The 25,725-nt window shown below is 71.1% G+C and carries 23 protein-coding genes; 12 read left to right on the top strand and 11 right to left on the bottom strand.

Going from position 1 to position 25,725, the window contains the following annotated elements:
- Positions 1-116: 116 nt before the first annotated feature.
- Positions 117-2,567: a zinc-dependent metalloprotease gene (locus tag VGC13_RS16530; RefSeq protein ID WP_331126380.1), complete on the bottom strand. Its 2,451-nt coding sequence runs from the start codon at positions 2,565-2,567 to the stop codon at positions 117-119.
- 140 nt (positions 2,568-2,707) lie between these two features.
- Here VGC13_RS16530 and VGC13_RS16525 point away from each other — a divergent pair, with 140 nt between their 5' ends.
- The 4 genes from VGC13_RS16525 to VGC13_RS16510 all read left to right on the top strand — a co-directional run bounded on the left by VGC13_RS16525 (position 2,708) and on the right by VGC13_RS16510 (position 7,165).
- Positions 2,708-3,502 (top strand): AraC family transcriptional regulator, encoded by a 795-nt coding sequence (locus tag VGC13_RS16525; RefSeq protein ID WP_331126379.1) that lies wholly within the window; start codon positions 2,708-2,710, stop codon positions 3,500-3,502.
- A gap of 122 nt (positions 3,503-3,624) precedes the next feature.
- Positions 3,625-4,104 (top strand): hypothetical protein, encoded by a 480-nt coding sequence (locus tag VGC13_RS16520; protein WP_331126378.1) that lies wholly within the window; start codon positions 3,625-3,627, stop codon positions 4,102-4,104.
- 672 nt (positions 4,105-4,776) lie between these two features.
- Positions 4,777-6,327 (top strand): serine hydrolase domain-containing protein, encoded by a 1,551-nt coding sequence (locus VGC13_RS16515; protein ID WP_331126377.1) that lies wholly within the window; start codon positions 4,777-4,779, stop codon positions 6,325-6,327.
- Between the two features lie 466 nt (positions 6,328-6,793).
- On the top strand, positions 6,794-7,165 hold the full coding sequence (locus VGC13_RS16510; RefSeq protein ID WP_331126376.1) for a type II toxin-antitoxin system HicB family antitoxin: 372 nt from the start codon (positions 6,794-6,796) through the stop codon (positions 7,163-7,165).
- A gap of 57 nt (positions 7,166-7,222) precedes the next feature.
- Here VGC13_RS16510 and VGC13_RS16505 read toward each other — a convergent pair whose 3' ends face one another.
- The 4 genes from VGC13_RS16505 to VGC13_RS16490 all read right to left on the bottom strand — a co-directional run bounded on the left by VGC13_RS16505 (position 7,223) and on the right by VGC13_RS16490 (position 10,422).
- Positions 7,223-8,053 carry a PDZ domain-containing protein gene (locus tag VGC13_RS16505; RefSeq protein WP_331126375.1) on the bottom strand — a complete coding sequence of 277 codons (831 nt, stop codon included), beginning with the start codon at positions 8,051-8,053 and terminating at the stop codon, positions 7,223-7,225.
- Positions 8,053-8,730, bottom strand: a complete 678-nt coding sequence (locus VGC13_RS16500) for an anti-sigma factor family protein (RefSeq protein WP_331126374.1) — start codon at positions 8,728-8,730, stop codon at positions 8,053-8,055. The genes VGC13_RS16505 and VGC13_RS16500 overlap by 1 nt, the downstream gene beginning before the upstream one ends.
- Positions 8,727-9,266, bottom strand: a complete 540-nt coding sequence (locus VGC13_RS16495; protein WP_331126373.1) for an RNA polymerase sigma factor — start codon at positions 9,264-9,266, stop codon at positions 8,727-8,729. The genes VGC13_RS16500 and VGC13_RS16495 overlap by 4 nt, the downstream gene beginning before the upstream one ends.
- 583 nt (positions 9,267-9,849) lie before the next feature.
- Positions 9,850-10,422, bottom strand: coding sequence for a pyridoxamine 5'-phosphate oxidase family protein (locus VGC13_RS16490; protein ID WP_331126372.1), 573 nt, complete (start codon positions 10,420-10,422; stop codon positions 9,850-9,852).
- A 212-nt stretch (positions 10,423-10,634) separates the two neighbouring features.
- Between VGC13_RS16490 and VGC13_RS16485 the strand changes: the two genes are divergently transcribed.
- Positions 10,635-11,561, top strand: a complete 927-nt coding sequence (locus VGC13_RS16485) for a DMT family transporter (RefSeq protein WP_331126371.1) — start codon at positions 10,635-10,637, stop codon at positions 11,559-11,561.
- A gap of 302 nt (positions 11,562-11,863) precedes the next feature.
- Here VGC13_RS16485 and VGC13_RS16480 read toward each other — a convergent pair whose 3' ends face one another.
- The 3 genes from VGC13_RS16480 to VGC13_RS16470 all read right to left on the bottom strand — a co-directional run bounded on the left by VGC13_RS16480 (position 11,864) and on the right by VGC13_RS16470 (position 14,540).
- Entirely contained in the window at positions 11,864-12,622 is a 759-nt protein-coding gene (locus VGC13_RS16480) for an energy transducer TonB (RefSeq protein WP_331126370.1), read from the bottom strand.
- A gap of 290 nt (positions 12,623-12,912) precedes the next feature.
- Positions 12,913-13,683, bottom strand: a complete 771-nt coding sequence (locus VGC13_RS16475) for a TonB family protein (protein ID WP_331126369.1) — start codon at positions 13,681-13,683, stop codon at positions 12,913-12,915.
- Between the two features lie 185 nt (positions 13,684-13,868).
- Positions 13,869-14,540, bottom strand: coding sequence for a uracil-DNA glycosylase (locus VGC13_RS16470; RefSeq protein ID WP_331126368.1), 672 nt, complete (start codon positions 14,538-14,540; stop codon positions 13,869-13,871).
- A 253-nt stretch (positions 14,541-14,793) separates the two neighbouring features.
- On the opposite strand from VGC13_RS16470, the gene VGC13_RS16465 reads away from it, so the two are divergent.
- Positions 14,794-14,970, top strand: a complete 177-nt coding sequence (locus VGC13_RS16465; protein ID WP_331126367.1) for a hypothetical protein — start codon at positions 14,794-14,796, stop codon at positions 14,968-14,970.
- Positions 14,971-15,465: 495 nt separating this feature from the next.
- Here the strand turns inward: VGC13_RS16465 and VGC13_RS16460 are convergent, their stop codons facing one another.
- The 3 genes from VGC13_RS16460 to VGC13_RS16450 all read right to left on the bottom strand — a co-directional run bounded on the left by VGC13_RS16460 (position 15,466) and on the right by VGC13_RS16450 (position 19,072).
- Positions 15,466-16,491, bottom strand: a complete 1,026-nt coding sequence (locus VGC13_RS16460) for a carboxypeptidase-like regulatory domain-containing protein (RefSeq protein WP_331126366.1) — start codon at positions 16,489-16,491, stop codon at positions 15,466-15,468.
- Positions 16,492-17,288: 797 nt separating this feature from the next.
- Positions 17,289-18,704 (bottom strand): amidase, encoded by a 1,416-nt coding sequence (locus tag VGC13_RS16455; RefSeq protein WP_331126365.1) that lies wholly within the window; start codon positions 18,702-18,704, stop codon positions 17,289-17,291.
- Positions 18,701-19,072, bottom strand: coding sequence for a hypothetical protein (locus VGC13_RS16450; protein WP_331126364.1), 372 nt, complete (start codon positions 19,070-19,072; stop codon positions 18,701-18,703). Before VGC13_RS16450 ends, VGC13_RS16455 begins: the two co-directional genes overlap by 4 nt.
- A gap of 474 nt (positions 19,073-19,546) precedes the next feature.
- Between VGC13_RS16450 and VGC13_RS16445 the strand changes: the two genes are divergently transcribed.
- The 6 genes from VGC13_RS16445 to VGC13_RS16420 all read left to right on the top strand — a co-directional run bounded on the left by VGC13_RS16445 (position 19,547) and on the right by VGC13_RS16420 (position 25,629).
- A complete protein-coding gene (locus VGC13_RS16445) occupies positions 19,547-20,893 on the top strand; it encodes an HD domain-containing protein (RefSeq protein WP_331126363.1) in 1,347 nt (448 codons plus the stop codon).
- Positions 20,894-20,996: 103 nt separating this feature from the next.
- The gene (locus VGC13_RS16440) at positions 20,997-22,133 is read left to right on the top strand and encodes a sensor histidine kinase (RefSeq protein ID WP_331126362.1); all 1,137 of its coding nucleotides are present in this window, start codon (positions 20,997-20,999) and stop codon (positions 22,131-22,133) included.
- 32 nt (positions 22,134-22,165) lie between these two features.
- On the top strand, positions 22,166-23,026 hold the full coding sequence (locus VGC13_RS16435; RefSeq protein WP_331126361.1) for a dienelactone hydrolase family protein: 861 nt from the start codon (positions 22,166-22,168) through the stop codon (positions 23,024-23,026).
- 321 nt (positions 23,027-23,347) lie between these two features.
- The gene (locus VGC13_RS16430) at positions 23,348-24,097 is read left to right on the top strand and encodes a hypothetical protein (RefSeq protein WP_331126360.1); all 750 of its coding nucleotides are present in this window, start codon (positions 23,348-23,350) and stop codon (positions 24,095-24,097) included.
- A 545-nt stretch (positions 24,098-24,642) separates the two neighbouring features.
- Positions 24,643-25,131, top strand: a complete 489-nt coding sequence (locus tag VGC13_RS16425; protein ID WP_331126359.1) for an Rrf2 family transcriptional regulator — start codon at positions 24,643-24,645, stop codon at positions 25,129-25,131.
- A gap of 102 nt (positions 25,132-25,233) precedes the next feature.
- On the top strand, positions 25,234-25,629 hold the full coding sequence (locus VGC13_RS16420) for a carboxypeptidase-like regulatory domain-containing protein (protein ID WP_331126358.1): 396 nt from the start codon (positions 25,234-25,236) through the stop codon (positions 25,627-25,629).
- Positions 25,630-25,725: the final 96 nt, after the last annotated feature.

Raw genomic sequence — 25,725 nt, 5'->3', positions numbered from 1 at the left:
CAAAGGCCGAAGAAATTATCCGCGTTCCGAAGATAAGCCGAAGACAATAATGCCTAGTCCGAGCGGAGAAAGCAAGGGGCTTGGGGTCGTCAAGACGTATCCTCCAGCTACATCGGTCATTCGGGTTCCGCCTCGTCGCCAATGGGTTGGCCGGGGGGCAGGTCGGGGAGCGGAGCGCGCTGGTCGGGGACGTACGGGCGGTCCAGGAACCGGCCGATCTCGCCCGCCAGCAGCGCGCGGTGGGCGCCTTCGGCGTTCTCGGGGATGGCGTCGCGGGTCCAGTGCGCGCGAATCCCCATCAGCTTTTCCTGCGCCAGCGCGCGCACCTGCGGCATGGGCGCATCCGCCGCCAGCGACATCAGCCGCCGCACCACCACGTACTCGATCCCCCGGTCGATCTCGGCCAGGTACGGATCCGTCTGCTCGCGCCCAAAGGTGGCCGCCATCAGCCGGTCCAGCGTCCACTCCAGCCCGGGAAGCGAGCGGTCCATGGCGTTCTGCTCCACCAGCCGGGCGGCGCGCTCGGGGTTCAGGATCAGCCCCACCGTCAGGTCCGCCGCCGACACCGCCGGCGACACGGCGTCGAACGTCATCCCCGTGTAGCGCCCGAACATCTCGCGGTGCGTGTCGTAGGTGAACGGCCGCGGGGGGATCAATCCCAGGATGGTGCGCGGCATGGCCAGCTCCGCCGGGTCCATGGTCCCCAGCAGCGCCTCGAACGCCGCCCGCTGCACGTCGCCGCTCACGGTGCGCAGCGGCACCTGCTCGTCGCCGCGCAGGGCAAAGGTGTACTCCTGCCCGCCCAGCACCTTGGCCGCCGCCTCGGTGGCGTAGCGGTGGTGCAGGTACAGCGGCACCAGCACCTCCTCGAGCGTGGCCAGGGGCCGCCCCGCCCGGATGGCCCGCTCGCCGAAGCGGTCCAGCGCCACCCGCCGCACCCGCAGCACGCGCCGCAGCTCCTCGGCCGCGTCGGTCCCGTTGTCCCACAGGTGCGCCTGCGGGTGCACGCTCCCCGGCGAGCGCGCGTCCTGGTCCGTCAGAAAGGTGATGCCACGCGCCCGCGCCTGGGCCAGCATGGCCTCCAGCGCCGGCCGCTCGTCCGTCCCCGCGGGAAAGTCCTGGTACCCCCAGGTGATGGCCAGCTTGTCCCAGTCCCCGATCTGTGCCGTGTACGCCTCGCTCAGGTCCAGCGTGCCGTCGGGCCGCAGGCGCACCAGGGGATGGGGATAGTCCATCACCGAGGCGCGGTTCTGCGTGCTGCTGACGTAGTTGTGCGCCAGCCCCAGCGTGTGCCCCACCTCGTGCGCGGACAGCTGGCGAATGCGGGCCAGCGCCATCCGCTCCAGCTCCGGCGGCACCTCGGTCCCGGTGGTGTACGGCGACAGCAGCCCCTCGGCCAGCAGGTAGTCCTGCCGCACGCGCAGGCTGCCCAGCGTGACGTGGCCCTTGATGATCTCGCCCGTGCGCGGGTCGGTGACCGTGGATCCGTAGCTCCAGCCGCGGGTGGAGCGGTGCACCCACTGGATCACGTTGAAGCGCGCGTCCATGGGGTCCACGCTGTCGGGCATCACTTCAACCCGGAACGCGTCGCGGTACCCCGCCGCCTCGAACGCCTGGTTCCACCACCGCGCCCCCTCCACCAGCGCGCTACGGATGGGCTCCGGCGCCCCCGCGTCCACGTAGTAGACGATGGGCTCCACCGCCTCGCTGACCGCCGCGTTCGGATCCCGCTTCTCCAAGCGGTGCCGCGAGATGAAGCGCTGCACGATCTCTTCGCCCACCGGCGTGGAGAAGTCGTAGTAGTTGATGCCGAAGTAGCCCGCCCGCGGGTCGCTGCGGCGCGGCTGGTACCCCGGCGGCGGCAGCGCCACGAACGAGTGCCGCTGCCGCAACGTCAGCGCCTCGGGCGTGGGCGCCACGTCGCGCACGTACCCGCCGGGGTTGTCGCCCGTAAACGTCAGCGTCGCCTCGATCTCGGTGTTGCGCGGAAAGGCCCTGGTGTTCTGCAGGTACAGGGCGCTGCGCGTCGCGTCCAGCCGGTAGTCGCCCTGGCGGGCACGCTTGAGCGCCGGGACCACGCCGTGCGCGTCGCGGAGCACGAAGTCGGTGGCATCCACCAGCACCCGGCCGTCCTGCTCGGCCTTGACCTCGAAGCCCCACAGCACCGACTGCGCGAACGACTCTTCCACCGCGCGCCGCTCGGCCGGGTTCTGCGTGGAGGCGCGGTAGCCCTGGTTGGGCTGCACCATCAGCACTCGCGGCCCCACGCGGTCGAAGCGCACCAGCCGCTCGCCCTGCAGCTGCCCGCGGTCCAGCCCGATGTCGTTGGAGCCCAGCCCCGCCGGCAGCGAGACCACGTAGATCAGCTCCTCGCCCGTGCGGGGGATCTCCATCCACACCCTCCCCGTGGACGCCTCCCAGTAGACGGGAAGAAAGCCGTCGCGCTTCTCCATCGTCCGCGTTTTTTCGGCGATGGAGGGAAGCGGCGCCTGCGCGCGCAGCGAAAGCGGGGCGAGCGCCGCCAGGCACAGCGCCGCCACGGCCGTGAAACGCGGGATGGATTGCATCGTAGAGTGCGGGGGACCGGGTCGTCGAACGGGTGTACGAAGCGCAAACAATAGGGTGCAACCCCGTGCTCGGCAACGGCTTTGACGTCCCGTTGCAGATGACCGCCACGGAATGGACACCGCGCGAGACAAGTGGACGCATGCAGATCGATTCCGAGGGCCTGCGGCTGGTGGTCACCGACTACCGGGGCGGGGAACGGATGGCGCCGCACTGGCATCCCGGCACGCAGGTCAGCATGGTGCTGCGGGGGGCGGTGGAGGAAGGCGTGGGCGGCCGCGAGCACCAGGGCACGGCCGGCGCGGTGCTGGTGAAGCCCGCCGGCATCGTGCACCGCAACGTGTTCGGCCCGGGAACCACGCGCATGCTGAGCATCAACCTGCTCCCCGGGGCGGTGGATGCAGAGGGGCGCGTCGAGGCGCTGCGGGCGTGGCGGTGGATGGAGGGCGGCCCCGCCTCGCGCGCGCTCTGGCGCCTGCTCTCCACCGCCCGCGCGGAATCGGCTGATGCACCGCGGCTGCTGGCCGACTGCCTGTGGGAGATCATCGACGCGCTGGGCGAAGACGGCGCACCCCACGCTCCATCCTCGTCCCCGCCGCTCTGGCTGCGCACCCTGCACGACCAGCTGCACGACTGCGCCGGCGTCGCGCCGCCGGTGCGGGACCTGGCTGCGTCCGCCGGGGTGCACCCGGTCTACCTGGCCCGCGCCTTTCGCCGCGCGTACGGCGCGCCGGTGACGGAGTACGCCCGCCGCCTGCGCGTCCGCGCCGCCGCGGACCGCGTGGCGTCCACCGGACTGCCGCTGGCGCGCATTGCCTGCGACGCCGGCTTCGCGGACCAGGCCCACCTCACGCGCGAGCTGCGCCGCGAAACCGGCCTTACCCCCGGCGCCCTTCGCCGCGCCGCCGCCACGCCACCGATCGCCGCCACCGGCTAACCCCACGCGGGGCGTCCCAGCGGGGCCACTTGCTTCCCGTGCCGGACCTCCCGTAAAATGCCGTACCAGGTATTCTCGCGAGAGCCGTGCACCTTCCGGCTCCCTCTACTCGCGCAGATCCGATGACCTTCCGCGCCACTGCCTCGATCCTGCTCGCCGCGTCCCTCGGTGCCCTTGCCACCGCGTGCGCGTCCAACGCGCGCCCGATCGCTCCCGTAGCGCCGTCGCGCAGCTGCAACTTCACCGGGGAGGTCAGAGGCAGCCTGACCTTCTGGCGCTTCGCTGACACCACGGCGATCCGGGGCACGGCCGGGGAGGCGCTGGACACGGCCGCCGCGGTGCTCCGCCGCGAGGGCTACACCGTCGCGAGGCGCGCGCCAGGCACGACCGTGGTCACCTGGGCCGCCCCAGTCGGCCTCCGGTGGCCGCTGGCGGTGCGCGTGCAGGCAGCCGGCGCGCAGCAGGTCGCTTTCTGTGCGCTGTGGGGCGGCCGCAACGCCGGTTTGCTGGCCGACCAGCCGGGATTTTCGCCCGAGCCGGCGCGCGTGGAGGCGCGAGCGCTGTACGCGCGGATCCGGGACGCGGTCCTCGCGGGCCGCTGACGCTCCCGCGTTGCCCATGCGGAAGCCGCCCGCCACGGGAGCAGGGATATCTGGCCGGACGTCCACTCTGGCCGGTTTTGTCAAGTACCCAATTGCCAATTAAAACGGCTGCCGAATCAATGACGGCCCAAGTTGCGGGGCCGTACTTCCGGATGGTGTACGGTCCTCCCGGCCCGTTGTTCCCGGCTCCCCGGCTCTTAGGCTCCCCGGCTTTCCCGTCCCCCGGCCTTCCGGCTTTCCGGGCTCCCGGCTAACCCTGCTGTGCGCGCGGGTGTGCGGCTGCTGTGCGGCCGTACGTGCGTCGGGGTTGAGCGCGTAGCGCGAAGCCCTTCCCACTCGCCCGGCGCCAGCCGGGGCGGGGCCGTATGGTGCTAGCACCATACGTATCCTGCATTCGCGGTTGTGCCCCATTCGCGGGTAGTGCCGCGCTGCCAGACGCACACGATGAACGGGCCGGGAGAGGGGGGCCGCGTCGGGCGCAGTGTGATGCCGTTCGCCGATCCTCTACCGCCCGCCCGAATCCTGCATCACCTCCACACCGCCGGAATCGACAGAGCGCACGGAAGGTTTCATCCGTTCAATACAGACGCACCCGGGCAGTGTAACCTCGGGGAAGCGGACCGGGCCCGCGCAGGCCCGCCCCGACCCTCGAACCCAACCGGAGAGTCCTTCATGCGCATCCATCCAGCACTCGCCATGGCCGCCGCACTCGCCGCCCTGACCGCCGCCTGCGGCCCCCGGCCCAGCGCCTCGCCCGCCCCCGCACCGTCCGCGTCCGCCGGGATGGACGTGCTGGCCGACAGCCTGGATCCGTTCGTCCGCGGGCTGGTGGCCGACGGGTTCATCCCCGGCGTCGCCATTGCCGTGGTCACGCGCGACGGACCGGCGTACCTGCGCGGCTTTGGCGTGCGCGACGTCCACACGCGCGAGCCGGTAACGCCCGAGACCGGCTTCTACATCGCCTCGTCCACCAAGTCGTTCACGGGAATGCTGGCGGCCATCCTGGACCAGCGCGGCGTCATCAGCCTGGACGCGCCGCTCAGCCGCTACCTTCCCGAGCTGCGGATGAACGCGCCCCTCTCCGCCGACTCCATCACCCTGCGCGCGCTGCTGACGCACACCAGCGGGCTGCGCAACGACGCCGTCGTGTTCCGCACCGCCTTCAGCGGCGACCACGACGACGCCATGCTCGTGCGCCTGCTGGGGCAGAGCACGCCCATCCCGCGCACCTACCGCTACGACAACCTGGGGTACGTGGTGGCCGCGCTGGCCATGGAGCGCGCCACCGGGCGCGAGTGGCAGGACCTGCTGCGCGACGAGCTCTTCCGGCCGCTGGGGATGATGCACACCACCGCACGCATCAGCGAGGCGCGCGCCGCCGGCTGGCCCCTGGCGTCGCCGCACCTTACCGGCGCCGACAGCGTGGTCCGGCTGACGATGGAGAAGCAGGACAACACCATGCACCCCGCCGGCGGAATGGTCACCACGGCCGGGGACCTGGTGCGCTGGCTGCAGGCGCAGCTGAACGAGGGACGGGTGGATGGGCGGCAGGTGGTGCCGCAGGCGGTCGTCCGGGCCGCGCACACCCCGCATGCCATGCACACCGACACCTTTTACCGCTACGTCCGCACCGGCTACGGCCTGGGCTGGCAGACGGCGGACTACGAGGGCGAGCGGATGGTGCACCACTTCGGCGGGTTCCAGGGATGGCAGGCGCACGTCTCGTTTCTGCCGGACCGCGGGATCGGCGTGGTGGTGCTGATCAACGACTCGTCGCCCATCGGCGGGCCCGCGCCGGACCTGATCGCCACCTGCGCGTACGACCTGCTGCTGGGCCGCCCCGGCGTGAACGCCCGCTACGCCGCCGAGCGTGAGCGCCTCGTGGCCAACGCCGCGGAGACGCGCCAGCGCATCCGCGCCGACTGGGAGCGCCGCGCCGCTCGCCCGCCCACGCCAGACGAGCGCAAGCCGTTCTTTGCGGGCACCTACGAGAACGAGATGATGGGGACGCTGGACGTGCGGCTGCGCGACAACCGGGAGCTGTGGGCCACGCTGGGCAACCTGTCCGCGCGCCTGGACCCGTTCACCCGGCCCGATGCGCTGCGGGTGGAGCTCCTGCCCGGCAGCGGTCAGCCGGTGCTGTTCTTTTTTCGCGACGACCGCACCCCCGCCGACAGCGCCAACCTCAACGGCATGGTCTTCCGCCGCCGCCCCGGCGGCTGACGGCCATCCACCATCCGTCGAAGCGCCCGCCGCTCCCTGTCGAGCGGCGGGCGCTTCGTTTCGTTTCGGATGCGTTTGACCACTTCTGTGCCGCTGTTGGCCGTGTTCTGACGCTGCATTGACGCGGGATTTCTCCGCCGCGTATTCCCATTCCTCAGCCCGTCCGGGCCGGCAGCTTTGGCCCTTGATCCTGATACCACGGAATAGTACTATGCATGAGCCACCGACACCGTCGTACGCTGGAGGCTGTCTTCCGGGATCCGGTCAGCGCGACCATCGTCTGGTCAGAGATCGAGTCGATGCTTCTTTCGTTCGGAGCCCACATGCGGGAGGGGAGCGGCTCGCGCCTGGCGATCGAGCTGAACGAGCAGGCCGCGCACATCCATCGGCCTCACCCTCGGAAGGAAGCTTCGCAATTCACGGTTCGCGAAGTTCGCGACCTGCTTATCAGAGCCGGGATAACGCCATGAAGTACAAGGGATACACGGGCTCCGTCGAGTACCACGCCGACGAGCGGCTCTTCTACGGACGCGTGGACGGAATCACGGATCTCGTATCGTTTCAGGGCGATACGGTGGAATCTCTCGAAGCCGATTTCCGCGCGGGAATCGACGATTACCTCGCCTTTTGCGAAGAGCGCGGCGTGGAGCCGCAACGCCCCTGCTCGGGCCGCTTCGTCCTGAGAATCTCTCCTGAGCTGCATCGCGATGCCGCGCTTGCGGCGCGCACACAGCGCGAGAGCCTGAACACGTGGATCACCAGTGCAATTCAAGCACGGCTTGCCGCAAAGGAGCGCCCTGCAGCCAAACGAGGCGCAGTCGTGAAGCCAGCCGCATGAGCAAAGTGGGCCGAGGACGCTGTTGTCCCCGGCCTGCTTCCCATCCTCCGCCGCGCATCACGTCCCGCGGCGTACCTCGGGGACGATGGGGATGGTGAGGGTGCGGGTGCCGCGGCGCACTTCGAAGCGCACCGCCTGCCCGGGCGTCAAGCGGTCGAAGAACCGGCCGGCGCCGCGCTCCGTGAGCTCGTGGCCGTTGATGCGCAGCACCACGTCGCCGGCGCGAAGGCCCGCGCGCGCGGCGGGGCTGCCGGGCACCGCCGCCTTTACCCGCATGGGCTCGGTGCTGTGCCAGCGAAAGTCGCCGCCCTCGCGCCGCCAGCCGCAGTCGCCGCAGTCCAGCTCCATCCCGAAGTAGATCGCCGGCCCCGCTTCCGCCGCCGCGTTCGCGTCCGGGCGCGCCGCGGTGGGGGTCACCGCCAGCGCCGGGGTGTTGCACCCGGGCCGCGGCGTCACCGACACGCGCATCTCCGCGCCGCCGCGGCGAATGCGCAGCGCCACCGGCACGCCCGCCCGCAGGTTGGCCAGCCGCCGCCCGCCCTCGGGCGTGGTGATGAGCGCCCCGTCCACGGCCAGGATCTGGTCGCCGTCGCGCAGCACGCCGTGCGCGGGGCCGTCCGGCTCCAGCCGCCAGACGCGCGGCTCGGTGGAAAAGTCGTGCGTGCGGCCCGCGCCGTCGCGCGCGTTGAGCGTGCACGATCCCCCCACGCACTGCAGCTGCCCAATTCCCAGCGTCGCCGTGCGGGGAACGCCGTCGCCGCACGACTGCGCCTGCGCCGCGCCGGCCGCCAGCGTCAGCGCGAGCGCCATCGACAGCCGCCGGGCGAACATCGATCGAAACGCCGCGCTCGCCACCATCTCCATCGTCCCCATCATCCCCGGCGTCATCAGAACATCACCGAGGCGGAGGGCGTGTCGGGCTGCACGGCGCGCGTGGTGGCCGCGGTGCGGAACAGCCGCACGGCGGAGCTGTCGTCGTTGCGCAGGCGCGTAAGCTCGCGCGAGGCACCGTAGCACGCGGCAATGGTGGCCTCGCGCCCCTGCGCGGCCACCAGGCTGTCGCCGCCGCGCGTGGCGGCCACGAAGTGCGCCACCGCCGCCACGTACTCCGTCCCCGCGCGCTGCACCCGCACCGCCGCCTCCATCGCCGTCGCCACCGTGTCGGCCGCCACGAGCACCGCCGCGCCCCCTTCGGGCGACCCCGAGAGCCGCCCGCCGCCAAAGCCGATGGTGAACACCACGGCGGCGGCCGCCGCGTGCGCCGCCCACGCGGGAAGCGCGCGGCGCTTCCGGTGCGCGTCCAGCGAGATCACCCTGGTCACCGGCACCTGGCCCGGGCGCATCTCGGCCGCCAGGCGCGCCTGCAGCGCGGGCCACAGGTCGCCCGCGGAGTCCGCGTGGCGCGGCAGGGTGGCCAGGCGGGCGGTGAGGGCGATCAGCGGCTGGGCGGCGGCGCGGCAGCTGGCGCAGGCGTCCAGGTGCGCGGCCGCCTCTTCCATCCGCCGCGGCGAAAGCTCGCCGCCGGCAAAATCGTGCAGCTCTTCTTCGGAAAGGTGCATGGTCATCGCTCCAGGGCCTCCATCATCAGGCGCCGCGCGCGGTTCAGCTGGCTTTTTACCGTGCCCAGGCTTACGCCCAGCATCTCGGCGATCTCGTGGTACCGGTAGCCGTTCACGTCGTGCAGCAGCAGCACGTTGCGCGCGCCGGGCGGCAGGCCGGCGATGGCGCGCTCCAGGTCCACCGCCGTCTCGGGCATGGCGCGCCGGGCCTCGGCGGCGTAGCGGCCGGGCTCGTCCGTGGTGATTACCCGCGCCTGGCGCCGCGACTCGCTGCGCATGCTTTCCAGCGTGGTGCGCACCGCCACCGTGTGAATCCAGGTGCTGAGCGCACTTTCGCCGCGAAAGGTCGACAGCTTTTGCCACACGCGGACGAACACCTCCTGCGTCAGGTCCTCCGCGCGCGACGCATCGCACGTCATCCGCAGCGTCACCGCGTAGACGTGGCGGTAGTGCGTGCGGTACAGCGCCTCGAACGCGGCGGGATCGGGCGGCGCGGCGGCGGGGGCGTCGAGCAGGGCGGGCTCCGGCGGTGCGGTTGTCACGGGCTCGGCTCGGGGACTCGCATGGTGGTGTTCGGAGGATGAGTTGCCGCTGAAGGGAAGAATGTTGGAACCGGCGGATTGCGCCAGCGGACGGAGGGGTGAGGAGGAGGATCGTAATCGGCGTCTAATCCCTGGAAGAGTGGCTTAAAAGTGTGTTTAAGAATCCGACGCTGCACATCCAGGCAGATACACCAGCGCTGTCATTCCGAGGCCCGCCCACGCCATAGCCTGCTTTCACACCAGAGGTTGCAGGGCCGAGGAATCCCCTGCCGGATTGCTGGAGGGCAGAGGCGGTAGCCCGTGCCTGCTTCGCGGCTACGACACGGGCGGACAGGGCCAGTGCCGGAGCGGTGCGGCGGGGCACCAGCAGCAGACAGTAGATTTCTCAGTCGGCGCGCCGGATTTCGTGCGAGCTGATGGTGCGGTGTGGCGCCTCCTTCGAAATGACAGACGGGCGCGAGCGCAAGGGATTCTTGAACACACTCTAACGCAACGACGCGGAGGCGCGGAAAGGAAGAAGAGGCAGAGAACTCTTCTCGATCCTCTCCGCGCCTCCGCGTCTCCGCGTGAGGCAATCCGTGGATCAGGCGCCGCGGTGCAGCTCGCCCGCGTTCAGCACGTGCGTCTCGCCCACGTCGGGCTGCTGGCCGGTGATGATGCCCTTCACCACCTCGAACAGCACCACCGGGCGCGGCGTGTTGCTCACCATGTAGACCACGGTGTCCGCATCCACGGCGATCAGCGTCAGGCGCGGGTCGTCGGGCCCGCCGTCGCGGCCGGGGCCGTCGTCGGGGAACCACGCCTTCCAGTCGGGCCGGTACAGCTCGTGGATCCTGGCGCGGTCGTTCACCATGCGCGCCGTGCCGCTGACCGACACCCACTCGCGGGTCTTGTCGCGGTAGTAGCTCACGTTCACGTGGGCGTCGTGCTCCAGCTCGTCCATCTTGTGCGTGTCGCCGTCGGTCACGAACCACAGGTCCGCGCCCGCCGCGCGCGCCTGCGTGGCCATGGGGCGCGAAACCAGGTGCCCGTCCGGGCGGCGGGTGGTGAACATCGCGATCTCGATGCCCTCCACCAGCCCGTACATCTGGTCCACCTTCTTTTCCGCCGAGGCCGGCGTGGCATCGTGCGGCATGGAGGTGCTGCCGTTGCTCATCCTGGATTCTCCCGCTTGTCGAATGTTGGTACAGCGTTTGGAGGCGGCGGGTCGGTGCAGGGTGTGTGCCGGAAGGAAGGTGAACGGGTGAACGGGTGAACGGGTGAACGGGCGAACGGTGATGCCAACGGGTGATGGGCATCCTTGCCGCTCCGGGCGCGGGGCGGCATCCTTCCGGCTCACCAATCGTATCCCTGCTCGTGCGAGGGCCGTTGGCCAACCGAACCACGTGGCGGCTGCAGGTGCTGGGCGCCGCGCTGCTGTTTTCCACCGGCGGCGCCGCCATCAAGGCCACCACGCTCACCGCGTGGCAGGTGGCGGGGTTCCGCTCGGCCGTCGCGGCGGCGGCCGTCTTTCTGCTGGTCCCCGCGGCGCGGCGCGGGTGGACGTGGCACGTGGTGCCGGTGGGCGTGGCGTACGCGTCCACCCTGGTGCTGTTCGTAACCGCCAACAAGCTCACCACGTCCGCCAACGCCATCTTTCTTCAGTCCACCGCGCCGCTGTACATGCTGCTGTTCGGGCCGCTGCTGCTCAAGGAGGCGGTGCGGCGGCGCGACCTGGTGTTCATGGCGCCGGTGGTGCTGGGGCTGCTGCTGTTCTTCGTGGGCTCCGAGGCGCCGGTGCAGACGGCGCCCAACCCCCCGCTGGGCAACCTGATGGCGGTGGCCAGCGGCGCCACCTGGGCACTCACGCTGGTGGGGCTTCGGTGGATGGGGAACCGCGCCGGCGGCGACGGATCGGCCCTCCCCACCGTGGTCGCGGGCAACCTGATCGCCTTCCTAGCCTGCCTTCCCGCATCGCTGCCGGTGGTGGATGCGGGCACCGGCGACTGGCTGGCCGTGGCGTACCTGGGCGTGTTCCAGATCGGCGCGGCGTACCTGCTGCTGGCGGCCGGCATTCGCCACGTCCCTGCGCTGGAGGCGTCGGTGCTGCTGATGCTGGAACCCGCGCTGAACCCGGTGTGGGCGTGGCTGGTGCACGGCGAAACGCCGGGCCCGTGGGCCATCACCGGCGGCGTCCTCATCCTGGGCGCCACCCTCCTCCGCACCGCCGCCGACGCCCGTGCGGACCGCCGCGCTGGCGCGGATGCCCCATCCGCCACCGACCGCTCCGAAGGCCTTCGGCCAGACGGAGAGTAGAGGCTCGGCAGCCCCCGTTCGTCGAGCCCCAATCTCCCGGCATCACGCCGAGGGCCGGCAAGGGCGAATGAATTCGCTGCAACAACCACACGAAGGCCGCCTTCGCGGACTGGCGGCTCCTCGTTGCTAGGCTGAGTGTCTGCCCCGTGGCTGGCTGCGGGGGAGCGGCCGGCGTCGTAGACCGTCCGCATCGAATCCTCCCCATCCTCTTCGCCTGGTTCGCGCAGAGGCCGGTGCCAAACACCGAGGGCCCCGGCTGACTGCGCCGGGGCCCTCGAACCTCTATCTGAAAACGGATCGGTTCAGTTGGGAACCGTCCACTGAATGGGGATGGTCACCACGACGGGCACCGCCGTCCCGCCGATCTTCGCGGGGCTGAACCGGAACCGGTCCACCGCCCGCAGCGCCGCGTCGCCAAACGCCGGGTGCGACGCCTCGATCACCCGCGCCGAGCCGGGAACGGGCAGGCCCTCCTCGTCCACCACCAGCTCGATCACCACGCGCCCGCTTACCCGGCTCTGGCGCAGCACCGGGGGATAGTGCCGCTCCAGCGTACGGCTCAGCCCGTTGCGGTCCAGCACCGGCCGCACCTCTACCACGTCTACGGAGTACGGCCCCGGCTCCGCCGCCGGCGGCGTGGGCGGTCCCACCGGCCCCGCGGGCGGACCCACCGGCGGACCGATTACGGTGCCCAGCTGCCCATCGCCGTCGTAGTCCTTCGGGTCTACGGGAACCACGCCCGGCAGCTCATCCTTGACCCCCTCCGGCACGTCCGTCACCTGTTCCACCTGCAGCACCTCGCCCGGGATCGGCTTCGTATCCGTCTGGTCGGCGGCCGGCTGCGGAAGCGTGGGCTGGGGCGGAGGCGGAGGCGGCTCCTTCGGCTCGATCGGCAGCGGCGGAAGATCCACGATGCCACCCACCACCTCGTCGGGCGCGGTTTCGCCGGTGGAGGCGTAGACCAGGCCGCCCAGCAGCAGAAGGTGCACGGCAACCGAGGCCGTGATCGTGGCGGGAGTGATCGCCCTGCGCTTCTTTTCGCCGGTCAGGACCTTGAACATGCGGCACCTCCTGCGGAATGATGGCGGCCGTGGGGCCGGGGGTGTCCGGGCGCGTGCGGCGGCGGACAACGGACGGCCCTGTGCCATCCTACGTCCGCTGCTCATCAGGAGTTCCGGCGTTTGCCGCGCGGCGCCCTTCCACAGAGTCAACGAACGATCGTTCGCCGTTCTGACCGGCCGATCCCGGATCCACCTCGATCCGCGCCGCGCCGCACCACCGAAGGATGGCCCACGCGATGGGCCCCGGTGCAACGGCGCCGGGGCCCTGCCGATCATCGGAATGGAGCGGCTCAGCCGGGAACCGTCCACAGGATGGGGATGGTCACCACGGCCGGCACCGGCGTCCCGCCGATGGTTGCGGGACGAAACCGGAAGCGTTCCACCGCGCGCAGCGTCGCTTCGCCAAACGCGGGGTGCGACGCCTCGACCACCCGCGCCGAGCCGGGGATGGGCAGGCCCTCCTCGTCCACCACCAGCTCGATCACCACGCGCCCGCTTACCCGGCTGTCGCGCAGCACCGCCGGGTAGTGCCGCTCCAGCACCCGGCTCAGGTCATCGCGGGCCAGCACTGGCTGCATGTCGAACGCGTCGGGGGTGATGTCGGGCTGGACCGCCGCGGACGTTGTGCGCGGGCCCACAGGTCCCCCGGACTCGCCCCTTGGGATGTCGATGACGGTGCCCAGCTGCCCATCGCGCCGGTAGTCGAGCGGCTTTACCGTCCGCACCCTCGGCGCTTCGTCCGTAAGCCCGTCGGGCGCCGTCCTTATGTCATCCAGCCGCGGCACCCTACCCGGGACCGGCTCGGTCACCGGCTCGGCGGCCAGCCGCGGAAGCGTAGGCTGAACCGGCGGCGGCGGCGGATCGATGATGGGCGGAAGCTCGCACTCCGTCTCCCCGACTTCGGGATTGAGCCCGCAGATGGGCTGCACGACCTCGATGGGGTCGTTGCCGGCGGCGGCGAACAGGGCGCCGCCCAGCAGAAGGTGCACGGCCACCGACGCCGTGATCGTGGCGGGGCTGATCGCCCTGCGCTTCTTTTCGCCGGTCAGGACCTTGAACATGGGGCACCTCCTGCGGAGTGGTGGCGGCCGTGGGGGCGGGGAGTACGGGCGCGGGCGGACCAGGGCGGGCTGTGCCGTCCTAAGTCCGCTTCTCACCGGCAGTTCCGGTTCCGTGCATCCTTCCACAAGAGCAACGAACCATCATCCGCCGTTCTGACCGGCCGCCATCCTCCGGACCGCCGGCCTCAATCCGCCAGGCACCACTCCACGGGCGAATGGCCGGCACGCTGCAGCTCGCGGTTGATGATGGTGAACGGCGTGCTGCCAAAGAAGCCGCGTTTGGCCGAGAGCGGCGAGGGATGCGCGGACTTGTGGATGAAGTGCGGCGCGCCAATCAGCGCCTCCTTCTTTGCCGCGTATCCGCCCCACAGCACGAACACCACCGGGTCCGGCCGCGCGGCCAGCGCGCGGATCACGGCGTCGGTGAACGTTTCCCACCCCTTGCCCTTGTGCGAGTTGGGCTCGCCCTCGCGCACGGTGAGCACCGCGTTCAGCAGCAGCACGCCCTGCTCGGCCCACGGGACCAGCGAGCCGTTCTTCGGGACCGGGCACCCCATCTCCGTCTTGAGCTCCTTGAAGATGTTGGCCAGCGAGGGCGGCGGCCGCACGCCGGGGCGCACGGAGAACGCGAGCCCGTGCGCCTGGCCGGGGCCGTGATAGGGATCCTGCCCCAGGATCATCACCTTTACGCGGTCGTACGGCGTACGCTCCAGCGCGGTGAACACCTCGCCTTCGGGCGGATACACGGTGGCGCGGCGGCGCTCGTCGTCCACGAACTCGCGCAGCGCGTGGAAGTACGGTTTTTCCAGCTCGGCGCCCACGTGCGCCTGCCAGGACCGGGGAAGGGGAAGCTTCATGGGCCGGGACGGATCGGGTGGATTTCGGTCGATACAAGTAAACGTCGTGCACGGGTCCCGATGCAAGCGCAAGGCCCCTTTCCGCCTTCCCGTCGCCCGGCCGAAATGCGTACAACGAGACGCTTGTGCTCAGGCGGTGTCAGAAAGAGATTGCTAGCTGCGTTGCACCCCGCAACGCCACGGCGTGGAGGCGGCCGGCCTCTCCGGCGCCACGGATCCGCGCCACCGAAAATCGCATAAAGGAGAAACTCCCATGAAGAAGATCGCGCTGAACCTGGACGTGCTGGCGGTGGAGTCGTTCGAGATCGAGGGCGGCGACCTGGAGCGCGGCACCGTGCTGGGCAACCAGGGCACGCTGAACGACAACTGCTACAGCAAGGTGGGCTCGTGTCTGCGCACCGCGTGCTGCCCCGAGACCACCGTCTGCTGATCCACCGCGGGCGCTGAACGAGCGGGGGCGGCTCCGGAAAGGGGCCGCCCCCGCTCTGCGTCTGGTGGATCCAGGAGTGTGTTCAAGAATCCTGCGCTCGCGCCCGTATGTCATTTCGAAGGAGGCGCCACACCGCACCATCGGCTCGCACGAAATCCGGCGCGCCGACTGAGAAATCTATTGTCTGCTGCTGGTGCCCTGCCGCACCGCTCCGGCACTGGCCCTGTCCGCCCGTGTCGTAGCCGCGAGTTCAGCACGGGCTGCCGCGTCTGCCCTCCAGCAATCCGGCAGTGGATTCCTGGGCCCTGCAACCTCTGGGGTGAAAGCAGGCTGCGGCGTGGCCGGCCTCGGAATGACAGCGCTGGTAGATCTGCCTGGATGCGCAGCGTCGGATTCTTAAACACGCTCTCAGGAAGTCGAGCGCTTCCGTCAGGGACGTGGAACAGTAGACACATTCCATGACTCCGTGCCGGCGGTGGCGCGTTCCGAACGAAATCAGGGAGCGCCCGGCTCCGGCACCAGCGCCACCTCCGTCACCTCGCCGCCGGACTCGTGCACGTCGGTCACCGTCTGCACCTGCTGGCCCCGCTGCGCCCAGTCGGTGCGGCGGGCGATGTTGGTGGCGCGGATGTGCCAGCGGGTGATCACCCATCCGCCGCCGGCCAGCCGCAGAAACTCCACGCTGCCGCCCGCGGGCATGGGGCGCGCGGACCCGCCCGGCTCCGTGTACTCGTACTCCACCGCCCGCAGCTCGCCCGTGCGGCGGCTGAAGCGCAGCACGCCCCTGATGTCCACGACTCCCCGGCGGCGGACGGGCTCGAACGCCAGCCCCACCGTGTGGCGGTCGGCGGCGTCCGGATCCACGTACAGGCAGTGGGTGTCCAGGAACTCGTCGGAAAGCAGCGCCTGCGCGTCGGGCCCGTAGAAGCCCACGCTGTCGCCATCGGGCCGCACGTAGCCGCGGGAGGCCAGCTCCGCGGGCGCCAGCGTCTGGAAGGGGCGGCCGGTGACGCGGCGCGGATCGTCGCTCTGGCGGCGCATGCGTCCCGTGGCCATGACGATGTGGCTGCGGTACGTGCGCACGGTGTACTGCACGCGCTCCGCGTCCTGCAGAAACGCCGCGGAGCGCAGCGCCTTGCGCGCCTCGTCCCACAGCGCGTACGCCGCCATCCCCCGCCCCGGCCGCACCGTGCACGGGCTCTCGCCCACCACGTCCACCGTGGGAAGCACGAACACCTGCAGCGCGGTGGCGAGCCGCACCTCCTCCGTCTCTCCCGCGGCCAGGTCGATCACCACCTCCGCCGTCTGATATCCCGTGCGCTCCGCCCGGACCGTGTAGCGCCCCGGCAGCGCGGCGACCAGCGTAAAGCTTCCCCGCGCATCCGTCATGGCGCCCCGGTCCGCCGCGCCGCCCGGATAGATGAGGACCACCAGCGCACCCGGCACCGGCCGCGCGTCTTCATCCACCAGCACGCCGTGCACCGTCTGCGCACCCAGCGGCCCCGCGGCGAACAGCGCCACGACGAGTGCGAGGATGCGGAGCGCGTGGGCGAGGAGGTTTGGCGATGGAGGGGAGATCAAATCGATTCCGGTAGATAAAAGGGGACGGGGGACGATGGAGCTGGCAGAGCGCGCGGCCGCTTCACGGGCATGGACCCGCGCGCGTGCGGAGTGACGGCATTCCGCGTACCCGTGGGCGGCGGCGGTGTACGTGGTTGATGCTGAACGATTTGGATCCATCCGTATCCACGTGGCGCCCGGACGCGTTGTCCACGTGGCGGGACAGGGAGGCACGCCCGGTGGACGATCGGCAGCTCCTTATGCCGAATCCGGAAAACAACAATTCACAGGTACAGAGGAACAGAGGAACAGAGTCAGACAGAGGACGAAGATGATATTTCAGCCCGCTTTCTCTGTCTGACCCTGTTCCTCTGTACGATTATTCTTTTGCAGGATCTGATATCACCTCCCCCGGCAGTTGCGGGGGAGGTGCGAGCCCAAGCGAGCGGAGGGGGCGCCCGTGGGTCGCGCCGACACTTGCTTCTGATATGACACAGCGGTCGAGCATGGCGCCGACCGAAGAATCTGCACGCCGGGCGGCGGGATCTCGTGGTCACGCGGGGTTCCCGGGCTCTGCCCGGGAGAGGGGCTCCGCGCGAGGGGAGGGAGATTCTTCGGGCGCGCCAACTGGCTCCCAGTCTTTCCAGGAGCCTGGGGTGGGCGCTTCCTCAGAATGACAGGTGGTTCGGCGGATTCCGTATAAAACCAGGCGGAGGCGGCGGATGGAGATCCGCCACCTCCCGTCGTTCATCCACCGCTCAGTAGCCGGGGGGGATGCGGCGGTGCCAGTCGGTGCGGCGCTGCACCTCGCGGGCAAGGGCGATCAGCCGGCCCTCGCTCCAGGCGCGGCCTGTAAAGGCGATGGACGTCGGCAGGTTTTCGCGGCCGAAGCCGTTGGGGAGCGCAATGCCGGGCAGCCCCACCAGGTTGGCCGCGCCGCTGATCCCCTGGCCGCCCCCGGGTGCGTCCGTCCACGCGTCGTCGAACGGCTTGCCCACCGGGTACGACACCGTGTCCCAGGTGGGATGCACCAGCGCGTCGAATCCGCCATCCACGAACAGCCGGTCCAGCGCCTCGCCGGCCGGGCGGCGGACCCGCATGGCACGAAGGTAGTCCTTTGCCAGCACCACCTGCCCCGCGTATCCCCCGATGCGGTCTTCCGGCGCGCTGAGCTCGCGCACGCGGCCGCTGCTCACCAGCTCCTCGAAGATGCTGGCCGCCTCGGCGTCGATGATGAGCGACGCCGCGGCGCCGTACGGGTACTCCGGCAGCGTGACGTCGCGCACCAGGTCCGCGAACTGGCCCAGCACCTCCAGCGACGCCTCGAAATTGCGGCGCACCTCGGGCTGCGATCCTTCGGCGTTGCCCTTGAGGATGCCCAGCCGGGGCCGCCCCGGCAGCCGCGCATCGAGCTCGTGCCGATTGGGACGCGCCACCGTGGACTCGTCGCGCGGGTCGGGGCCGGCGATGGCCTGCAGCACCACGCCGCAGTCTTCGGCGGTGCGGCACATGGGGCCGATCTTGTCCATGGTCCACGAGAGCGCCATGGCGCCCCAGCGGCTCACGCGGCCGTACGTGGGCCGCAGCCCCGTGACGCCACTGAGCGCCGCGGGGGCAAAGATGCTTCCCCACGTCTCGCTGCCGATGGCGAACGGCACCAGCGCCGCGGCGACCGCCGCGCCGGGCCCGCTGGACGAGCCGCCGCTCCAGTAGTCGCGGTTCCACGGCGTGCGGCCGGGCCCGGTGAACGACGCGTCCGCCTGCTCGTAGCCAAAGCCGCCGGCCAGCTCTACCGACGCCAGCTTGGCCACCAGCACCGCGCCCGCCGCCTTCAGCCGCTCCACCACGGCGGCGTCGGGCAGGCGCTGCTCGCGGTACGGCTGCGCGCCCCAGGTGGTGGCGTATCCCTCCGCGCCGATGAGGTCCTTGGCGCCGTACGGCACGCCGTGCAGCGGGCCGCGGTAGCGCCCGGCCGCGATCTCGTCGCGCGCCTGCCGCGCCTCGGCCAGCGCCCGCTCGCGGGTGACGGTGACCAGCGCGCCCAGCGCCGGGCCAAAGCGCTCCAGGCGCGCCATGTACGCCTCCGCCAGCTCCACCGGGTCCAGCCGCCGGGTGCGCACCTGCTCCGCCAGCTCCGTCAGCGGAAGGTGCAGCGTCTCGTCCGGAATGCTCACTGCGCGCCTCCCGGCACGCGGTACACGAACGTGGGCTCGGTGGCGATGGGGAGCGGAAAGCGCCGCAGCCGCTCGGCCGTGGCGAGCACGCCCGAGATGCCGCGCTGCACCTTGGCCATCTCCGCCTCCGTCATGCGGTCGCCGTACTGCACGCGGACGGCCTCCGCCAGCGCGCGCGCCAGCGGCGTGGGCTCCTGCTGGGCGCCGGCGGACGCGGGCGCTGCGGCCGGAGCGGGCGCAGGAGCGGCGAGCGCGGAGGCAGGCTCGGGCGCGGCGGCGGCGCACGCGGCCAGCGCCGGCGCCACCGCCGCGGCCATGGCGGCCTTCGCGAAGCCGCGGCGGGTAAGCTCGTTGGATTCGATCGCCATCGGGAAAACCGGGCGGAGTGTGGGCTGCCAGGGATCGTATGTTTGGGACAGGATACGCGGGCGGCGGGCGGGGCGACAGGGTGGGCGTCGCGCTTCGACGGGCACGGGGCTGCGTCCGCCAGCGCCCCCTCCGGGCTCGCATTACTCGCCCACCTCCCCCAAAACTGCTGGGGGAGGTTGGGGTGGGGCCGGGATCACTGCTCGGCGACAGGAATCACGCTGGCGCCCGGCCCCCCGGCCTCTCCCCCGCAAACAGCGCGGGAGAGAGGTGACGCGCACGACAAGCGTTCGACGCGGGATCGAAGTTCAACCTCCCCCAGGGTTTTTGGGGGAGGTGCGAGCCTAAGCGAGCGGAGGGGGCGCCCGCGGGTCGCGACGAACCATCCCCATCCCCATCCCCATCCCCCATCCCGCATCCCCCCCACCCCCAAAACTTGACAGCCGCCACGCCCCGCGGGTACACTCCCGCCCCTGATGCACCCAGAAATCCCTCCCCAGCCGCACGAGTTCGAGGTCGTCCGCGACCCGCTCTGGAACACCATCCGCCTGGACGCGGCGGCGGTCCAGATCATCGACACCCCCGAGTTCCAGCGGCTGCGGCTCATCCGCCAGCTGGGGCTGGCGTACCTGGTGTATCCCGGCGCCACGCACACGCGCTTCGACCACGCGCTGGGCGTGTACCACCTGGCGCGGTGGGCGCTGGGGCTGCTGGCGGACCGCGGCGAGCTGCAGCGCGTCGACCCAGTCGACTGCCGGCTGGTGCCCTACGCGGCGCTGCTCCACGACGTGGGCCACTACCCCTTTTCGCACGCGCTGGAGGAGTTGGGCGAAGAGCTGATCCCCGCCCACCACGAGCAGCTGGCGGAGCGATTCCTTCAATCCGACGGCATTCGCGCGGCGCTGGAGGCGCTGGCGCCCGACGCCCCGGCGCGCATCGGCGAAATGATTCGCGGGGCGTCGGGATCCCCGCTGCAGGGGCTGGTGTCGGGAAGCCTGGACCTGGACAAGATCGAGTACCTGCGCCGCGACGCGCGCTTCTGCGGCGTGCCGTACGGCGAGGTTGACGTCGACCGCCTGCTGCACTCCATCACCCTGCTCCCCGACCCCGAGACGGGGCGCGCGGAGGTGGGGATCCACGAAAAAGGCCTGTCCGCGCTGGAATCCCTGCTGTTCTCCAAGTACCAGATGTTCCGCAACGTCTACTGGCACCACGCGGTCCGCGCGGCCACGGTGCTGTACAAGCGGCTGGTGCAGGACGCGCTGCGCGGCCGCGTGGTGGATGCGGACGAGCTGGTAGGCCAGTCCGACGAGCGGCTGCTGACCATTTTGGAGCTGCGCGCGGAGGAGCGGGACGATCCGGCGGCGCGGCGGGTGGCGGAGCGGTGGATTCCCGCCGTGCGCCGCCGCAAGCTGCCCAAGCGCGCGCTGGAGGTGCCGGGCGAGGCGCTGCGCGGGCTGCCGGGCGATGCGTGGATCGGGCAGGATTCCGGGCTGGTGGAGGCGCTGGAGGCGCGGCTGGGGGCGGAGCTGGGGCTGGAGGAGGGATGCGTGATGGTGGACTATCCCGAAAAGCCGCGGATGCTGGGGCTGGACCTGCTGATGCTGCGCCGCTCCGGCGCGGTGCAGCGGCTGACGGAGACAGGGCGCGCGGGGCTCATCGACCTGCCGCGCGTTTCGGGCGAGCTGTACCACACGGCGCGCGCCTTCCGCATCTTCACCATGGACCGCCGCGAGATGGACCCGGACCGGGTGCTCTCGATCCTTGCCCTGGCGCCCGACGCGGCGCGCGAACGCATCTCCTCTCCCGAGCCGCTGCTGTGAATCGCCATTCACAAACAAACGGGATGGATACGGAGCTGCGGAGAAGCGTTTCTCCGTGTCCTCCGTGTCTCCGTGTGAGGTCCGGCCGTCGTGGAGCGCGGGGATGAGCGATCCGAATCCCCACGCGGGGCTGATGCAGCGCGGCGCGGGCGAGCACGTGCTGATCGCGGAGGACGACGCGTCGGCGGCGCGGGTGCTGCGGCTGCTGCTGGAGCAGGCGGGCTACCGCGTCACCGTCGCGGCGGACGGCGAGCAGGCCATGCGCATCCTGGACGAGCAGGGCGCGCCGGACCTGCTGCTGCTGGACTGGATGCTGCCGCGAATCAGCGGGCTGGAGATCTGCCACGCGGCGCGCCAGCGGTGGGACGCGCTGCGCCTGCCCATCCTGATGGTGACGGCCAAGACGGACCCCGAAAGCGTGTACGCCGCGTTCGACGCGGGGGCCAGCGACTACGTGGGCAAGCCGTTTCGCGGCGCGGAGCTGCGGGCGCGCATCGACGCGCACCTGCGCACGCGGCGGCTGATGGAGGAGCGCGCGCGGATGGAGGGGCACCTGCGCGAGCGCGACAAGCTGTTCACGCTGGGGCTGCTGGCCGGCGGCGTGGCGCACGACCTCAACAACCCCCTGGCCGTCATCAGCGCCCACGCGCAGATCCTGCTGCGCCGCGCGGCGGATGAAGACTCTGCCGAGCAGCTGCGCGACATCATCGGCGCGGTGGACCGCTGCTCGCGCATCGTCAACGACATGCTGAACTTTGCCCGCCGCCATCCCGTGGAGCGCGGGCCGGTGGACGTGGCCGACGTGCTGCGCGCCACCGTGGGGATGCGAGAGCGCAAGCTGTCCACCTCGGGCGTGGACGTGCAGGTGCAGCTGCCGGACGAGCTTCCGCTGGTGGCGGGCGACTGGCACCAGCTGCAGCAGGTGTTCCTCAACGTGCTGGTGAACGCCGAGCAGGCGCTGGGCGAGCGCGGCCGCACCCTGCGTGTATCCGCCGCCCCTGTCTCCGAGCCGGCGCCGTCCGTCGTCGTCGAACTGTGGAACGACGGGCCGCCGATTCCGCCGGACGTGCTGCCCCACATCTTCGATCCCCTGTTCACCACCAAGGCGGGGGACGAGGGGACGGGGCTGGGATTGTTCATCTGCCGGCGCATCATCCGCGAGCACGGGGGGTGGATGGACGTGCGCAGCGGCGACGATGGCACCGCGTTCGCGATCCGTCTGCCGGTGTACCCGGATTGACCTTTTCGACCCGCGACCCGGAGCGTTTCGCGATGCGCAGATCCGTCGTTCTGCCGGCCCTGCTGGCCCTGTCCGCCGCCGTTGCCTGCAGCCCCTCCCCCGCGCCGGGCGGCAACATGAGTGCGGGCGCGCAGTCCGGCCTTCCCGCGGGCGCGGCGGATGCGACCGCGCGGCTGGCCGCGTCCCCGCGCCACGGCGAGTGGGCGATGGTGAGCGCCGGCGGCGGCGACAGCGTGCGCGCCTGGGTGGTGTATCCGGAGCGCAGCCAGAAGGCGCCGGTGGTGATCGTGGTGCACGAGATCTTCGGGGTGAGCAACTGGATTCGCGCGGTCGCGGACCAGCTGGCGGCGGACGGCTTCATCGCCGTGGCGCCCGACTTCCTTACCGGCCGCAACGTGCCCAACGGCCCCGACGGACAGCCGGTCGCGGACAGCGCCGTGGCCGCCGTCCGCTCGCTGAACCCGGCGGACGTGCAGCGGCGCATCGACGCGGTGGCGCGCTACGCCACCGCGCTGCCGGCGGCGAACGGACGCTACGGCATCGTGGGCTTCTGCTGGGGCGGATCGGTGTCGTTCGCGCACGCCGCGCACTCGCAGACGGTGGGCGCATCCGTCGTGTACTACGGCACCTCGGCCCCCACGGACCAGCTGGGGCGGATCCGCGCGCCGGTGCTGGGCCTGTACGGCGAGAACGACGCGCGCGTGAACGCCACCGTCCCCGCCGCGGATTCGGCCATGCGCGCGCTGGGCAAGACCTTCGAGCACGAGACGTACGCCGGCGCCGGCCACGGCTTCCTGCGCCAGCAGGACGGCCAGAACGGCGCCAACCTGGCCGCCACGCAGGCCGCCTGGCCCCGTACCGTCGCCTGGTTCCGCCGGCACCTGGGCGGCTGAGGCGGGAACGGCAGTCAGCATCTCCGGAGGATGCAGAGCAAGCGGCCGGCGCCCCACGATCGTTTCTCGCGACCTCCCCGCAAACTGCGCGGGGGAGGGTGACGCGCTCGACTGGCTGTCGAAGCGGGATCGAATTCTCCTCTCCCCATGGGGTTTATAGAGGAGAGGCCGGGAGAGGGGGGCCGCCAGCGGACGCAGTTCAAACCATCCGAAGGACGATCGAATTCTCCCCTCTCCCCGAGGAACGACGGGGGAGAGGCCGGGAGAGGGGGCCGCCCGCGGACGCAGTTCGATCGATTTCGCCGAGCCTCAGTCCTTTTCATGCCAACCCTCCAGCTCGATCCCTTCCACAAGCGCCCGGACGGCGTAAGTTTCCAGTCCGCGCCGCACCCGTCCCCCGTCCTGCCCATCTTCGTGAAGTCCACCTACCGGATGACCCTGGCCGACCGGCTCGGCCCGGACGCGTACCTGCTTCTTCGTTTTGCGGTGTGGGGCGTGGCGATGGGCATCATCGCGGCGGTGATCGCCGTGATCCAGGCGAAGGGCGAAGGGGCATCTGGCTCCGTGGTGCTGGTGCGCGCGGTGCTGGCGGCGTTGACGGTATGCGTGCTGGTCACGGCCGGAACGGCGGGATGCGTGTACGTGGCCGCCGCCGCCGTAGCCCTGTGGGTGGCGCCGCGCGGATCGGGCCGCCCGGTGGAGCCGGACTTTTCGCTGCAGGACGCCATGCTGATGCGCGGCGACGTGGCGGGCGCGCTGCACGCCTATGAGCTTCTGATCGCCACCACGCCCGCGGACCCCCGGGTGCGCATCCGCGCCGCGGAAGTGTACGCCGGCCCCGGCGCCCGCCCGCGCCGTGCACGCGAGCTGTTCGAGGAAGCGCGCGGGCTGCCCGGGGTGCCGGCCGGCATCGACATCCACGCGACCAACCGGCTGGTGGACCTGTACCTGGGTCCGCTCGACGACGGCCGCGCCGCCCGCGCGGAGCTGCGCGGCCTGGCGCACCGGCACCGCAACACACCCATCGGCGCCCAGGCGGAGGAGGCGCTTCGACGGCTGGGGCCGGCGTAGCGGGACGCGGGCAGGCAAGTATTCCCCCGTCGATGAGGCGGTGAAACCGAAGGGTTGCAACGCGTTGCCGTGGGTGTGGACGCGAGAGGGTGAGCCGCCCCCCACCCCGGGCCTCCCCGCAACTGCGCGGGGGAGGGTGACGCGCTCGACAGCCTGTCCGGAGCGGGATCGAATTCTCCCCTCTCCCGAGGAACGCCCGAGGAACGAGGGGGGGGAGGGGCCGGGGAGGGCCGCCGGCGGACACAGATCGAGTCTCTTCGTCGAGCCCCGATCCCTCGGACACCCAACCTCCCCCAGCAGTTTTGGGGGAGGTGCGAGCCTAAGCGAGCGGAGGGGGCGCCCGCTCCTCGCGCCAAACCATCCGCAGCACGTTCGAATTCTCCCCTCTCCCTGAGGAACGAACGGGGAGGGGCCGGGGGAGGGGCACCCCGCCGACGCAGTTCAACGCACGCCAATCCACCCCATCCCCACCTCCCCGCACACAACCGTTGACATCCGCCGACTCCGTACCTAGACTTGTTACAGTTACACCAACCGGAGTCCAGATGTCGACGATCAGCAGCAGGATGGCGGTGGCGGTACACGTGCTGGCGTACTTGGCGTGGCGGCGCGACGAGCCCGTCACGTCCGAGCGCATGGCCGGCAGCGTGAACACCAACGCGGTGGTCGTCCGGCGCATCATGGGATCGCTGCGCAACGCCGGGCTGGTCTCGGTGCAGCCGGGGGTGGGCGGCGGCGCGCAGCTGGCCCGCGAGCCCGAAGACATCTCGCTGCTGGACGTGTACCGCGCGGTGGAAGAGAAGGAAGAGCTGTTCGCCCTTCACGCGCAGCCCTGCCACCACTGCGACATCGGCAGCAACATCCGCCAGGTGCTCCAGGGCGTGTTCTGCCAGGCGCACACGGCCATGCAGGGCGTGCTGGGCGGCGTGACCATCGCCGACGTGTTCCGCCTGGTGCAGCAGGGCAAGATGCACGGCGGGTGCGGCGGGGCGCAGGCGGCGGACGCCGAGGCCGGGATGGCGCACCACGCGTAGAGCGGCCCGCAAGCCGTTTTCGCGTCAGCGGATCTGCAACCGGTCCGGATACAGATGTAGTCGAGCGGGAAGGGTCGTACCGTTTTGATGCGGGAGGCAGGGATGACACGGATGGCGAGTGCGCGCAGGGCCCTGGGGGCGGTGATGCTGGCCGTCGCGGGGATGATGGCGGGGGCGGACGAGGGTGCCGCGCAGGACGCGCGGGTGCTGGGGCGGGTGACGGACGGCGTGGGCAACCCGGTGGCGAACGCCGCGGTCACGCTGGTGCCGGAGGGCGGGGGAGCGGGGCAGTCGGCGGTCAGCGGGCCCACGGGCGGGTTCCAGTTCCAGGCGGTGGCGCCGGGAACGTACACCCTGCGGGCGGAGCGCGGCGGGTTTGCGGTGCAGGAGCAGCGCATCACGGTGCGCGCGGGACGGGTGGTGACGCCGGTGCTGCGGCTGACGGGTGGAGGTCGGGTGGGGCGGGGGACGGTGGCCGCGCGGGCACCTGCCCGCTGAGCGGCGCGGGTACGCCGCCGCGGGCGAAGTGCGCCCCAATCTGTAACTTAAGCGGTTTCAGTTAGCCCGCGAGCGCGGGCGATCGACAACCAACGT

Source organism: Longimicrobium sp. (genome assembly GCF_036399255.1).
GTDB lineage: Bacteria > Gemmatimonadota > Gemmatimonadetes > Longimicrobiales > Longimicrobiaceae > Longimicrobium.
Note: the sequence above shows the minus strand (reverse complement) of the source record. Positions and strands in the feature narration are given on the sequence as shown.